At 48.5% G+C, this 14427-nt stretch carries 11 protein-coding genes; 5 read left to right on the forward strand and 6 right to left on the reverse strand.

Going from position 1 to position 14427, the window contains the following annotated elements; genetic code table 11:
• Positions 1–48: 48 nt before the first annotated feature.
• Together ftsH and rlmE are read right to left on the reverse strand one after the other, a co-directional pair.
• Entirely contained in the window at positions 49–1977 is a 1929-nt protein-coding gene (ftsH, locus tag ACJJJA_RS19290) for an ATP-dependent zinc metalloprotease FtsH (RefSeq protein ID WP_444903090.1), read from the reverse strand.
• A gap of 175 nt (positions 1978–2152) precedes the next feature.
• Positions 2153–2776 (reverse strand): 23S rRNA (uridine(2552)-2'-O)-methyltransferase RlmE, encoded by a 624-nt coding sequence (gene rlmE, locus ACJJJA_RS19295; protein WP_252083196.1) that lies wholly within the window; start codon positions 2774–2776, stop codon positions 2153–2155.
• A 143-nt stretch (positions 2777–2919) separates the two neighbouring features.
• Between rlmE and yhbY the strand changes: the two genes are divergently transcribed.
• Complete coding sequence (gene yhbY / locus ACJJJA_RS19300) at positions 2920–3222, forward strand: ribosome assembly RNA-binding protein YhbY (protein ID WP_252083197.1); 303 nt, start codon at positions 2920–2922, stop codon at positions 3220–3222.
• Between the two features lie 44 nt (positions 3223–3266).
• Here yhbY and ACJJJA_RS19305 read toward each other — a convergent pair whose 3' ends face one another.
• The 4 genes from ACJJJA_RS19305 to ACJJJA_RS19320 form a co-directional block, all read right to left on the reverse strand.
• Entirely contained in the window at positions 3267–3512 is a 246-nt protein-coding gene (locus ACJJJA_RS19305; RefSeq protein ID WP_444903091.1) for a hypothetical protein, read from the reverse strand.
• A gap of 136 nt (positions 3513–3648) precedes the next feature.
• A complete protein-coding gene (locus tag ACJJJA_RS19310; RefSeq protein WP_444903092.1) occupies positions 3649–5298 on the reverse strand; it encodes a S41 family peptidase in 1650 nt (549 codons plus the stop codon).
• Positions 5299–5508: 210 nt separating this feature from the next.
• On the reverse strand, positions 5509–6900 hold the full coding sequence (gene pntB, locus ACJJJA_RS19315; protein ID WP_444882653.1) for a Re/Si-specific NAD(P)(+) transhydrogenase subunit beta: 1392 nt from the start codon (positions 6898–6900) through the stop codon (positions 5509–5511).
• Positions 6901–6915: 15 nt separating this feature from the next.
• Positions 6916–8466 carry a Re/Si-specific NAD(P)(+) transhydrogenase subunit alpha gene (locus ACJJJA_RS19320; protein ID WP_444903093.1) on the reverse strand — a complete coding sequence of 517 codons (1551 nt, stop codon included), beginning with the start codon at positions 8464–8466 and terminating at the stop codon, positions 6916–6918.
• Positions 8467–9172: 706 nt separating this feature from the next.
• On the opposite strand from ACJJJA_RS19320, the gene ACJJJA_RS19325 reads away from it, so the two are divergent.
• The 4 genes from ACJJJA_RS19325 to ACJJJA_RS19340 all read left to right on the forward strand — a co-directional run bounded on the left by ACJJJA_RS19325 (position 9173) and on the right by ACJJJA_RS19340 (position 14244).
• Positions 9173–9760, forward strand: a complete 588-nt coding sequence (locus tag ACJJJA_RS19325; RefSeq protein ID WP_444903094.1) for an ANTAR domain-containing response regulator — start codon at positions 9173–9175, stop codon at positions 9758–9760.
• A gap of 7 nt (positions 9761–9767) precedes the next feature.
• The gene (locus tag ACJJJA_RS19330) at positions 9768–10832 is read left to right on the forward strand and encodes a CmpA/NrtA family ABC transporter substrate-binding protein (protein ID WP_444903095.1); all 1065 of its coding nucleotides are present in this window, start codon (positions 9768–9770) and stop codon (positions 10830–10832) included.
• 180 nt (positions 10833–11012) lie between these two features.
• Positions 11013–12476, forward strand: a complete 1464-nt coding sequence (locus ACJJJA_RS19335) for a NarK family nitrate/nitrite MFS transporter (protein ID WP_252083204.1) — start codon at positions 11013–11015, stop codon at positions 12474–12476.
• Positions 12466–14244, forward strand: coding sequence for a bifunctional protein-serine/threonine kinase/phosphatase (locus ACJJJA_RS19340; RefSeq protein WP_444903096.1), 1779 nt, complete (start codon positions 12466–12468; stop codon positions 14242–14244). Before ACJJJA_RS19335 ends, ACJJJA_RS19340 begins: the two co-directional genes overlap by 11 nt.
• Positions 14245–14427: the final 183 nt, after the last annotated feature.

The following is a 14427-nucleotide window of genomic DNA, read 5'->3' on the forward strand; positions in this document are numbered from 1 at the left end:
CATCCCGACCTACATTCCGTTTATGCCATTTGAATGTTTCGCTGAGAATCAGTGCTCGTTTAACGGGCCACCAACCGGGTTACTCTTGTCTGCCTCAGTAGAGGCCTCAGATGTATCCTTTTTATCCACTTCATCGGTTGAGCTGTTGCCACCGGAGCCAAAATTGTTGTCTTCCCAGTCTTTAGGTGGACGCACTTTGCGACGAGCCATCAGGTCGTCCACTTGTTCTGCGTCCAGGGTTTCATATTCCATCAGGGCATCTTTCATCGCTTCAAGGATATCCCGATTTTCCTCTAGCAGCTGGCTGGCACGTTCATAGCAGCTATCAATGATACGGCGAACTTCTTCATCAATATCATTAGAGGTCTTGCCGGAAACCGGGTTACCCTGCCCCGGCTGGCCACTTTCATCTTCTCCATAGTGCAAGGGACCAAGTTTCTCAGAGAGTCCCCATTTGGTCACCATACTACGTGCCAAGTCGGTAGCGCGCTCGATATCGTTGGACGCGCCGGTTGTCACACCATCTATACCCAGGGTCATCTCTTCGGCAATACGACCACCAAACAGTGAACACAACTGGGATTCAATCGCACGTTTGGAAAGGCTGTACTTATCCTCCTCTGGCAAGAACTGGGTAACACCCAGTGCACGGCCGCGAGGGATAATGGTGACCTTGTGTACCGGATCATGTTCTGGGACCAGGCGACCAATAATCGCATGACCCGCTTCATGATAAGCAGTATTCACTTTCTCTTTCTCATTCATCACCATGGACTTGCGCTCGGCACCCATCATGATTTTGTCACGGGCACGCTCAAACTCCTCCATGGTCACCGTACGCTTATTAGCGCGAGCAGCAAAAAGTGCAGCTTCATTCACCAAGTTGGCTAAATCGGCACCGGAGAAACCGGGTGTACCCCGCGCAATAGTCTGAGCATTGACCTTGTCATCCAGTGGTACCTTGCGCATATGCACAGTCAGAATCTGCTCGCGGCCGCGGATATCCGGTAGGCCGACAAATACCTGACGGTCGAATCGACCAGGGCGCAACAGAGCATGGTCGAGTACGTCCGGGCGGTTAGTGGCGGCGATCACGATCACCCCTTCATTGCCTTCAAAGCCATCCATCTCTACCAGTAGCTGGTTGAGTGTTTGTTCACGCTCGTCATGACCACCGCCAACACCGGCGCCACGGTGGCGGCCTACGGCGTCGATTTCATCAATAAAGATAATGCAGGGAGCTTGCTTCTTGGCCTGATCGAACATGTCACGGACGCGGGAAGCACCCACGCCGACAAACATTTCTACGAAGTCGGAACCGGAAATAGAGAAGAAGGGCACTTTTGCCTCACCGGCAATGGCCTTAGCCAGCAGGGTCTTACCGGTTCCGGGAGGACCACACATCAGTACACCACGGGGGATATTACCGCCCAGGCGCTGGAACTTGGTGGGGTCTCGTAGAAACTCTACCAGCTCCTGTACTTCTTCCTTTGCTTCATCCACACCCGCAACATCGGCGAAGGTGGTCTTGATCTGATCTTCGCCTAATAGGCGCGCTTTACTTTTACCAAAAGCCATAGGCCCGGAACGGCCACCAGCACCGCCCTGCATCTGGCGCATGAAGAACATAAAGACGGCAATAATAATGAGGATCGGGAAGCTCGCTACCAAGAGTTGCTGCCAGATACTGGGAGATTCAGGTTCACGGCCAACGAACTGGGTATTACTGCGCACCAACTCATTGGTGAGTTCATCGTCAATAATCTGTGGCTGGATAGTCTTGAAACGACTGCCGTCGGCTTTTTCGCCAGTAATCACCAGACCATCCACAACGACGCTTTTCACCTGTCCCGACTGCACATCCTGAACAAAGTCGGAATAACTGAGAGCCTCATCCCGTGTCTGCGGCTTAAAATTCTGAAATACCATCAGCAGCACCGCCGCGATGATCAACCACAGTACAAGGTTCTTTGCCATATCATTCAAAGGGATAGCCCTCTCGCTTTCGCACTCAAAATCCGTTCATTTTGCTGTGCCGATCCTATCTATACCCATCAAATCAGTATAGATGTAGGAGACAACAGCCCTGCCGCCCAATAGGAATAATGCTTATACCATATCGAGCAGGCAGACTAGAAATACGCCTTCGCGCCTAATTGCCCTTAAAGCCCCTGGCCACCAAATAGACTTCGCGAGAGCGAGGCCTGGAGGCGCCAGGCTTACGAGTCACAACACTGTTGTAGCTCGCGCGCAAGTCGCGGATCAGCTCATCAAACCCCTCTCCCTGGAAGACTTTGGCAACAAAAGCACCGCCGGGCTTTAATACCTGCCGGGCCATATCTACTGCCAACTCTACCAAATACATGGAGGCGGGCTGGTCAACATCGCGTATCCCACTCATATTGGGGGCCATATCGGAAATCACAAGGTCTGCCATCTCATCGCCAAGATGTTGCAGCAGCTCGTTGAGTACTGACTCCTCAGTAAAGTCACCTTGCACAAAGTCCACACCGGCCAGGGGGTCCATCGGCAATATATCAGACGCCAAAACCCGGCCTTTGTGCCCCACTAGCTCCATCGCCACCTGAGACCACCCTCCCGGTGCAGCGCCCAGGTCGACAACCGTCATGCCTGGCTTGAACAGGCGGTCCTTATCCTGTAACTCCTGCAGCTTGTAGCTGGCACGGGAGCGATAGCCCTCTTTCTGGGACTGTTTGACGTAATGGTCATTAAAATGTTCACGCAGCCAGCGGTGGCTGCTCTTAGATCGGCCCATCGGGTACAATGCCTACAATCACTACAGCTTATTAGTAAGAGCGGTCATAAGCCGCGATCGGGTCAGCCAAACAACTGCTGACGAAGATCGAGGCTTTTGGTCACTCCCATATCGATATCCACAAAGTGGTAATGGAGTATTGTATGCCTTTAACCGCCGACCGCAAAAAAGCACTGCGCTCTCTCGGTCACAATCTCAAACCTGTCGTGACTGTAGCGGGCAATGGGCTCAGCGAGGGCGTGATGGAAGAACTGGAACGTGCACTGGAAGATCACGAGCTGATCAAGGTAAAGCTGATGATCGCTGACCGTGAAGTCCGACATCAGATTGTAGGGGAGCTCTGCCAGAAATCCTCTGCTGAACTGATCCAGGAGATTGGTAAAATCGCTTTAATCTATCGAGCTGCGAAGAAGCCGGATGTACGCAAGTCTAACTTGCTGCGCTGATGTTTTATCAAGAAGCGGCCTCTGCCGTTTCTTGATAATCTCCATCAAGTATCTTCATCAACAGCAAGCTCACAGGGTACAGACAGTTCCCACATCTCATCGCTAGAAAGTCGAGTAAGCCAACACTTCCGCCCATCCGTAAGTAACTGGAATTTGATGGGCTTCGCCATATCTCGACCAATTAATGCCATATGCTGCCGATTACGTTCAACGACCAGAATACTTTTTTCTACAAACACTTCAGAGCCCAGAGTAACTTTAACCCCACCCAAGGCTTCTGAAACCAGCACTTGTATCTCCGCAGTAACTTCTGGGCTAACCTTTTTCAAAAGCGCCGATTGGACACTCTGAATATTTGACTGAGAGGCGCATCCCAAGCATATAACGGCAAGACAGCAGTAACCTATCAGGGCTGCAATTTTCATTTTATCTCAACATTATCCGATTGCTGCGAGAAGCTTCTTTTGGCACTTGAACATTTGATACTGGAATGCGTGAATTGATACCAGACTCAGAAAATGCACTAACGGCTATATCACCACACTCCCCTGTTTCAATATAGTTTAGGGCTGCCGCAAAACGAGCCTCATTGGCATCACCTAAAAGATGATAAAAGTCATCGCCGATATGACAACCCGGCAAATCAGCAGCTGTATTATCGGTACCATTAGGGACAAACCCATCTGAATAATCGCCAAAGCCTTTAGCATTCACACCAGAAAACTGAATTGTGAAATAAGTAGTACCACAATTATCCAACGGATAAAAACCATAGGGCTTGCCACAAGTAGTTTCACCAATCTGAATAACCTCTATATCTACTCCGCGCAAGCCATTAATAATAGCTTCACTGGCCGAGCAAGTATTCTCACTGGTCAAAACAAATACACGTGGAAGGTTCAATGTAGGCAAAGGGGCTCCTTTCAAACCCTCATCTATAAGCCCAAGCGCAGAGGTATGAAACGGCGTCGAGTCAATTGGTTTCCCTGTGATTGGGTTTGTCTCTGGATGCTTATTATTAAACTTGGTCCGCTCAAAGGGCTGGCCAATTGTTACTGTACCAGCAATCATATAGGCTAGCTCTGCGGCAATATCTAAATACCCACCGCCGTTATAGCGTAAATCCAACACTAAATCTTCAACAGAAGCGGTATCTAACTGCGTAACTGCATTAATTAATTCCGCCTCAGCTGTTGCAATATGATCATTGAAAAGTATATAGCCCACTTTGCGACCGGAGCCCGTCACCTCGGTCTTTACAAACTGAACTGGATCAGACTTCACTGCTGAGGCAACTAGAGTAACCTTTTCAATCGTGGAAGAGCCCACTTGCCTAAATTCAAAAGTGTGGGATTCACCTTCACTCTCAGGCCACAGGCCATTATTTAGCGTATCTATATCTTCACCATTGGCCAAGTCGACTCCATCCACACTGATCACCTCAGCACCCCGAGTAATAATACCTGGCAAACTTTCATTGCCTTCTTCATCTAGGTAGGCGACTACTGCCTTTCGTGGTGGCTCACTCGATAGAAGTGCCCACTGAAGTCCATAGCCAACATAGACTCCGGACTCGGTTTGCGATAACCATTCGCTGGTCGGAATCGTGTAGTGAAAACGATCCTTATCTCGGCCGGAGGGCGTCTTCTTAAACGTTTTCAGCTGATCAAAGTAAGCCAAAGAGTCATCAAAGCTTGCCGGATCCTTATCTGTAATTTCATCGTACCAAAGGTAGACTTCATTACTCATGGAACGAAGCCAGTTGTTTTCGTCGACGCGTGTTCCCAGCTGATCGATATATTCGTAGCCAGTTGCTGGGTCGGTACCAGTTCTTGGTGAGACGCATCTAGCTACAAAAGTCGAGGATGGCAAAAAGTTATTCTCTACCCAAGATGCTCCAGCCGGGGTAGGAAGCTCTGCATTACCAGCAGTACCCGTAGCACTCGTAGCACTCGTAGCACTCGTTCTTTCAGGCGTATCATCTCCGCTGCCGCCGCCACTACCACAAGCAATCAGAGCAAGCGTTCCAAACGCCATCATTCCTTGCAAGGCAAGTTTACGAAAACGGGTCCCCATCCCCCAGCTCCTTTAATATTTTTGTCTAATACTATTAAAGTAGGGGAGGTTATCACTATTAATGAAAGCCAGCGATAGTCAAAGTAATTTAAGAATAATTTCACTCTGAAAAAACAAATGGAGCTGAAACATCCAATACCAATCTGGTATCAGTGTCTCAGCCCCATTGGGTAATGGCCACCTAATGATTAAACATCAGGCGCTATTTTATTAGTCGCAAACCCTCCCAATTACACCCTGCAGACTGTCTTTGGCATCGCCAAACAACATACGAGTATTCTCTTTATAGAACAGGGGATTTGCCACACCCGCATAACCAGAGGCCATAGAACGTTTAAGCACCACCACTTTGCGCGCTTTCCAAACTTCCACTACAGGCATTCCAGCAATTGGAGAGCCGGGTTTTTCTACGGCATCGGGGTTAACAGTGTCGTTGGCTCCGATCACCAGTACCAAGTCGGTGCTGGGGAAGTCGGGATTAATTTCATCCATCTCTAACACTATGTCGTAAGGCACATTGGCTTCGGCCAGCAAGACATTCATATGGCCCGGCAGTCGCCCTGCAACAGGATGGATACCAAAACGCACCGTTTTACCCATACCGCGCAGGCGATCGGTCAAGTCGCTGACGGCTTGTTGCGCATGGGCAACAGCCATTCCGAACCCAGGCACGATAATGATGCTATCGGCGCTCTTGAGGTCATCGACAAGTTCCTGCTGGTCAATGGCAATCACCTCACCCTCGACTTCCTCATCGGAGACTTCCCCACCGTCAGAGCCAAAACCACCGAGAATCACACTGATAAAAGAGCGATTCATACCGCGGCACATAATATAGCTGAGGATCGCACCGGAAGAACCAACGAGTGCACCAACTACGATAAGCAGATCATTGCCTAGCATAAATCCAGTAGCCGCTGCGGCCCATCCTGAGTAACTGTTCAGCATGGAGATAACCACCGGCATATCAGCCCCACCGATAGCAGCCACTAAGTGGATACCTAACAATAAAGCAATAGCGGTCATCACTAGTAGATTGATAACCGTAGGCCCACTCACTTCTGCAGGCACAAAGAGCACACCTAATACGATACAGGCCAGGATAGCAATTAGGTTAAGCCAGTGCCGAGCCGGCAGCATCAAGGGCTTACCGGAAACTATGCCCTGTAGCTTACAAAAAGCAACAAGTGACCCCGTTAAGGTGATAGCCCCAATAAACACCCCAAGATAAATTTCTGTGCTGTGCACAACATGTGCAGAACCATGGAGATTGACTCGAGGATCGAGAAAGCCTCCCCAACCAATTAAAACTGCCGCAAGGCCAACGAAGCTGTGCAGAAGGGCTACCATCTGCGGCATCTGCGTCATAGCCACGCGTTTTGCGAGTGACAGGCCTATTACAGCCCCCACCACCATGGCAATAATCACCATCCAGTAAGCGCCGGAGGCAATACCGGAAATAGTGGCTATTATGGCAACCGCCATACCAACCATTCCGTAGATATTCCCCCGGCGCGCAGTTTCATGACTGGACAAACCGCCCAGACTTAAAATAAACATTACCGCGGAAAAAAGATAAGCCATTGCAATCATACCGTTCATCACTTATCTCCCTTCTTAACGACGAAACATCTTCAACATCCGGTAGGTAACAAAAAAACCACCGAATATATTGATACTAGCTACAAGTACACCAACAAAGGCCAGCAAGGTTACAAGCCCAGAACCAGTAGCTCCCAATTGTAACAATGCCCCCACCACAACAATCCCAGAAATCGCATTAGTAACACTCATCAATGGGGTATGCAGGGCATGGGTGACATTCCAAATTACCTGCCAACCGACAAAAATGGCCAGCACAAAAACGGTAAAGTGTGAAACGAAGTCTGATGGAGCTACCCGGCCAAGCCAAAGAAGTAATATTCCAGCGATTGCCCAGAAAACAAAAATGGATAGGGGAGATTTGCGCTTTTCAACTTTTTCTTCAACAGAAACCTTGGTTTCCTCTGCGGCTTTTGTTGGCTTCTGGGGCTGCGCAGAGATCTTGGGAGCGGGAGGCGGCCAGGTGATCTCCCCTGACTTAACCACAGTTGCCCCACGAATAACCTCATCCTCAAAATTAAGGTTTATTTCACCATCTTTTTCCGGAGTGAGTTCACTGAGTAAATGGGCGAGATTGGTGGAGTACAACCGGGAAGATTGTGCCGCTGCACGGCTGGGTAAATTGGTGTAGCCAATGATTGTCACATCGCTATGTACAGTTTTCTGATGAGGGACAGTGTAATCACAGTTCCCCCCCATTTCTGCCGCCAGATCCACCACCACAGAGCCAGGCGCCATGCTGTCAACCATATCGGCAAGCCATAGTTTTGGTGCTGGTTTACCGGGTATCAATGCCGTCGTAATAACAATATCCACATCCTTGGCCTGTTCGCGAAACAACGCCATTTCCGCTTCAATAAATTCCTTCGACATCTCCTTGGCATATCCGCCAGAACCCGAGCCCTCCTCTTCCACCTCTACTGTGAGAAACTCGGCCCCCATGGATTCTACTTGTTCGCGCACCTCGGCTCGGGTATCAAATGCCCGAACGATGGCTCCCATACCTTTAGCGGTACCTATTGCCGAGAGTCCGGCAACACCGGCACCAATAACGAGAACTTTGGCTGGAGGGATTTTTCCCGCCGCGGTGATTTGACCGGTAAAAAAACGACCAAAATTATGTGCGGCTTCGATGACGGCACGATAGCCGGCAATATTAGCCATGGAGCTGAGCGCATCCATTTTCTGGGCCCGGGAAATCCTGGGGATGGACTCTACGGCAAGTGCGTTAATATCATTATCGGCAAGCTTTTGTAGGAGCTCGGCATTTTGTGCTGGCTTTAAGAAGGCAATCAATGTTGCCCCCTTAGGGATTAAAGCCAACTCTTCATCCGTTGGCGGTTGCACTTTAAGAACAACTTCCGCCCCCTTTAGGCAAGCCACTATATCCCCACGGATCTCAGCACCAGCTTGTCGATATAACTCATCGGCAAAGCTAGCCTTTTCACCAGCCCCGGCTTGTACAACAACAGAAAAACCCAAGTCAATTAATCGCTTTACGCTCTCCGGAGTTGCCGCAACACGCGCCTCCCCCTCTACGGTCTCTCTAGGTATGGCTATTATCACCGCCGTGCCCCTCATATTTAATATTATGAATTTACAACTACATCCACCTCAAAAAGGACTAGTTTGCCCATTTTATAGTCAGGCCGAGTGTAAACTCAGCAAACTGGGATTGAAAGAGAAGCTATCTAATAGCCACAATTGGTGAAATTTATAAGGCTATTAATAAGTTACAGCTGCAACATTAATTCAAGTACATCATAAGGTCACAGCGATAAAAAAATAATAAACTGTGAAAAGGAACTTTCTATCACCCGTGAGAAGCAACAAAGGAATCGGGCCAACTTAAATAATACAAATACTCTTTGGTTTCACACTGGCCAAACAATTGGGTTTGTTAATTCCCTAAAAGTTCTTTCTCATTAGGCTAATCATCACAAAAAAAACCTGGCAATAGGATCTTTCACCCATCAGAAATTGATAATGATGTAAATTCTTTTCATATACCCACCTGGAAATGGTTTCAAAAAACTTCTTTAGCATCTTCATTTCAAAGTGACCAGGCCAGATTTCCTCTCAAAAACTCCTCTTGTACTAAAAGATCAATAGTTCCAAAATGGCGTGATAAGAAACAACGGATATCTCATACTGTACTTCATGGAATTAGAAGAATTTATTTTATTTGCCCCTCTCTCACGATTTTGGCACAAGTTTTGATTGTACTTTGGTAAGCCGTCTATCTAGCCACAAACGAGTGCCACTTCAAGTCGTGACGAATATTAGCCCTGCCATCATGTTGGTTGATGATAATCAAGAACGCGCTCACCTTGTCTGTGAGTGTTTAAAATCTGCCGGATACACTGTTGTTGCGCAAATCAGCAGTGCCGAAGGGCTTCTATTCCAAGTAGAGAAATATCGCCCCGATGTGGTGTTGATCGACATTGAATCCCCTGATAGAGACATCCTAGAGAGCCTTGCCATCGTTAATCGTGAGGCACCGACACCAGTAGCTATGTTCTCCAGCCACAACAGTGCGGACTTTATCAGTCGCGCAGTTGAGTCTGGGGTCAGTGCATATATGGCCGAGGGGATCACTACCGAAAGAGTTGCCCCGGCAATAGAAATTGCCATGGCTCAATTCAAGAGCTTTCAGCTGCTGCGACAATCACTTGAGAAAACCCAACAGCAACTCAGTGATAGAAAAACCATTGAAAGAGCCAAAGGATTACTAATGGCCAAGAAAAAACTCAACGAGGAGGATGCGCATAAGATTTTGCGTAATCTTGCCATGAGTAGTAATGCCACCATGCACGCGGTAGCCGAACAGCTTATTCAATATTTTCAGAGCGAGCATTGAATCCCTAATGTCTTCCTTACTGTATCCGGAAAAGAAATCTATCAAGCTGCTGTATCTCAGACTCACCGACAGCGCCCCCCTAATCATTGCCAAGGAGAAAGGTTACTTTAGTCAATTTGGCCTTGAGGTGGAGTTAAAGCGGGAGACTTCCTGGGCAACTCTGCGCGATAAATTGATCGGGCGTAGGGCCGATGCAGCAGCCATGCTGGCCCCTATGCCATTAACGCTCCCAGAAACTCTACCTGACTGCAAAGAGCGACTTATCAGTGGTTTGATTCTCAGTTGTAATGGCAACGCCATTACCCTATCAGAGGATCTCTATCAACGCCTGCAGCACTACACAACAGAAGAAACGAAAACTGATATTGGTGTAGCACTAAAACAGTACCTGCAGAAAAACACTGGCATCTCGCCTATAAGACTGGCCACGGTTTACCCATTCTCCAGTCACACACTACAGTTACGCCATTGGTTACAGGCCGCCGGTGTGAATCCGGATCGGGATATACAGCTTATTATATTACCCCCCGAACAAATGCTGGAAAGCCTTCTCAGCGGCATTATTGATGGTTACTGTGTTGGCGAACCATGGAATAGCCTTGCTGCCCAAAAGGGTACTGGCGTGGTTGTTACGGCCTGCAATACACTATTGCCGGCAATGCCGGAAAAAGTATTATCTGTGACCCAAAGCTGGCATAAGGCCAACCCGGTCAGCCACCTGGCTTTGCGTGCAGCATTACTGAAAGCCTGCTCCTGGTTAATAGCAAGAGAAAATCGCTGCGAAGCAGCCGGACTATTATCACAGAAACACTATCTGAATTTACCAGAGTCATTGTTGCAGCGCTCCCTGAATGATCAGATTCTCTACCGCCGCAACACCAATATCATAGCCAACCCAGGCTGGCACCTGTTTGCCCATATCGATAATGACAACGGTCGTCCCTGTGAGACAAAAGCCCGACAGTTAATAGAGATGTGCAGGGGGTTTAGTGAGATAGCAACGATAAACAGTCAAAACTTCAGGCCAGAGCTATACCATCAAACTGTGGATTTCCTCAATTCCAAGAAATAATGGCACATTAATTGAATGAGAATATATCGATGGTGCAATGGCTTGCCGCTAGGCGCATTCGCACAGTCAATCGCTCTTTCAACAAAAATATCGGGCAATGGAGTCCATTGACTGCGACCAAAGGGGCGCGGTGGTGGGCTTTTTTTATGCCTGTGAAGTATGCAAATAAAGGAAATGCGCATGTCTAGTGAATCCCTCAATCTTTTTTCATTTCGAGGAAGGATAAAGATTCTTCACCTAACCTGGGTGGCCTTCTTTATTACGTTTTTTGCCTGGTTTAACCATGCCCCATTATTGATGGCAATATCGAAAAGCCTGTCATTGACTCCTGATCAGGTAAAAACGCTACTGATCTTAAATGTAGCCCTAACCATTCCAGCACGAGTAGTAATCGGGATGCTCACCGATAAATACGGCCCCAGGCTTACCTACTCCCTGCTGCTTGCTATCGGCAGTGTACCCTGCTTTATTTTTGCCTTAGCGGATAACTTTATGCAGGCGGCAATAGGTCGCTTTCTGCTCGGTTTTATTGGCGCTGGTTTTGTCGTTGGTATCCGCATGGTTTCCGAGTGGTTCCCCGCCCGTCAACTGGGCACTGCTGAGGGAATTTACGGCGGTTGGGGTAATTTTGGCTCTGCCGCTGCCGCTATGAGCTTACCGACCATCGCTCTATTTTTTGGTGGCGACAATGGCTGGCGCTATGCGATTGGAATCACCGGAGTTATTGCACTGGTATATAGTGTGATTTACTACTTCTCAGTTACCGATACCCCCAAGGGCTCCACTTATTTCAAACCCAAAAAAATAGGGGCTATGGAGGTCACTAGTTCAGGAGACTTTGTACTGTTACTGATTATGAAGGTACCAATGTATGCCGCACTGGCGTTGTTGACCTGGAAACTTTCAAGCGGTGTAAACTTGATTTCCAGTCTCGCTGCCACCTTGATTTATTGTGGGCTCGGCTTACTTTACCTACTGGATGCACGCAAGACATATAGCATCAACCGGGAGATTTTCACTAATCCACCGGCTCCCGTACATCGTTACAAATTTAAGCAGGTAGCGGTACTCAACCTTCTTTACTTTGCTACATTTGGTTCAGAACTCGCAGTAGTATCCATGTTGCCACTGTTTTTCTCTGAGACTTTTACCCTAGACCCTGTAAAAGCAGGATTACTTGCCTCAGCTTATGCCTTCATGAACCTGATGTCTCGCCCAGCAGGCGGCTTAATCAGTGATCGCTGGGGACGCAAACCCACCTTGCTGATACTAACTGCAGGCCTGGCACTGGGTTACTTCACCATGAGCCTGATTGATGCCGAATGGCCACTCTACTTGGCGGTAGCCGCTGCCATGGCCTGCTCTTTCTTTGTGCAGGCCGGTGAAGGGGCTGTATTTGCTGTAGTCCCTCTAATCAAGCGCCGTCTTACCGGGCAGATCGCAGGTATGACTGGGGCCTACGGCAATGTCGGAGCAGTTTTTTATCTCACCGTGTTAAGCCTGGTTTCCTACCAAACATTTTTTATGGTTATCGGCATCACCGCACTTCTCGGCTTTACAGCACTGTTATTATTGGAGGAACCCGAGGGGCAAATGGCTGAGGTACACCCAGATGGCAGCGTGTCGATGATCGATGTCGCCTGATAAAGAACAGCACACAAAAACTCCGGTAGGGATACAAAACGCCCATGGAGCTTCTAAAAATTTGCAGAGTAAAGAGTTGCATGCTCTGCAAATTTTCAGTGCTACCTGTTCCGGTCATCGCCAACACAATGATGATGCTTGTGCCGTACGGCTACCCGAGAGGCTAGAGTTAAAGCGCTATGGCGCACTCGCCGCAGTAGCGGATGGCGTCGCCAGCGCCGAGGCCGGCGGCGAAGCTGCTCGTGCAGCCATCAACGGTTTTTTCTCAGACTATTACAGCACCCCGGAAACCTGGTCTACTCGCCATGCTGTTGCACGAGTACTCCACTCCCTCAACAGCTGGCTATACCGACAAAGTGGAGGCAGTGTGGAAATCCAGCGGGGTTGGCTGACCACTTTCTCAGCCCTGATTTTTAAAGGTGCCAGCGCCCACTTGGTGCATATCGGCGATACACGTATCTACCGCCTGCGCGCTGGCACGCTTGAGTGCCTCACGCGTGATCACAGCCACCAGCTGTCTCCTGGGCGCACTTTTCTCAGTAGAGCCCTGGGGATGGATGTCCATATTGAAGTGGACTACCGCTGTGAAGCACTACAAACCGGTGATATTTATTTACTGAGTAGCGATGGCATTCACGATTTTTTGCCAGAGACTTCTATTCAGAAAAGACTTTCTGAGTTTGACAAAACTACACCACAACAACTCATTGATACGGCCCTAAAATCAGGTTCCAAAGATAACCTGAGTGCAGTCGTCGCCAGGGTTAATAATCTGGACTTTCCTCAATGCGACGAATTGGCAATGCACAGCCGAACGCTTCCCTTCGCTCCCGATCTGAGCCCAGGACAAAAACTCGATGGCTTTCTTATTTTGCAGGAGCTATATGCCAGTAAACGTAGCCACCTATACCTGGCCCAAGATCATATGACCGGAGAGCTTCGCGCGTTGAAAACTCCATCGGTAAATTACTGTGATGATCCAAACTATATCGAGCGTTTTATCGCCGAAGAATGGACCGGCAGGCGAATAAATCATCCAGGGGTTATCAAGCTATACGCTCCAAGAGCCGAACGCGCTTGCCTGTATCATGTACTCGAATATATTGAGGGGCAGACGTTGCGACAGTGGATGCAACTTAACCCTCAGCCAGAAGTATCCCAGGTAAGGGAGTTACTTTCTCAGCTGGTAAGTGCCCTGCGCAGCCTGCAGCGATTAGAGATTGTACACGGCGATCTGAAGCCAGAGAATATTATGATCCGCAACAATGGTCGTCTAGTGATCATTGACCTCGGAGGGGTCGATGGACCAGGCCTTAGGGAGCAATTACATTTCACAGAAATTGATACTCCAGGCAGTAAGAATTATGCGGCTCCTGAATTCTTTTTTGGCGATAGCGCCAGCCATCGTTCGGATATTTTTTCTCTCGGAATAATTGTCTATGAATTACTCACAGGAAAATATCCCTACCCTGAGCGCCTCGGCAATCTGCACTATCACCTCAAAAGTTATCAACAATTGCGTTATACAAATGCATATGTGCACCGCAAGGATATCCCCCACTGGATAGATAGTGCCTTGCAAAAAGCCTGTGCCCCCAATCCTAAACAAAGATACGATAGCCTATCCGAATTTATCCAGGACCTGCAGCATCCCAATCCAACCTTCAAACCTGCCCAGAACCATCCTCTACTGGAAAAAAATCCAATTTTATTCTGGCAGCTCATAGCGCTGATCCTACTGCTTTCCCACCTCCTGTATGTTTTCTAAAGCCCCTCTTGGTTAATCCCTTATTTGCCTCTCAGTAACTTAAGATGACATTTCCCGCTTAATAATCCACAAAATTTAACTAAGCACCAATTCAGAGCAGAAAAAAGGTTTTCTGCACCAACATATCGCAAAAATTGTGGACAATAGGAGCGGATAGGCGCCATCCCTGGGATAAATACTGGC

The organism is Microbulbifer mixtoriginis (SeqCode) (assembly GCF_052466865.1).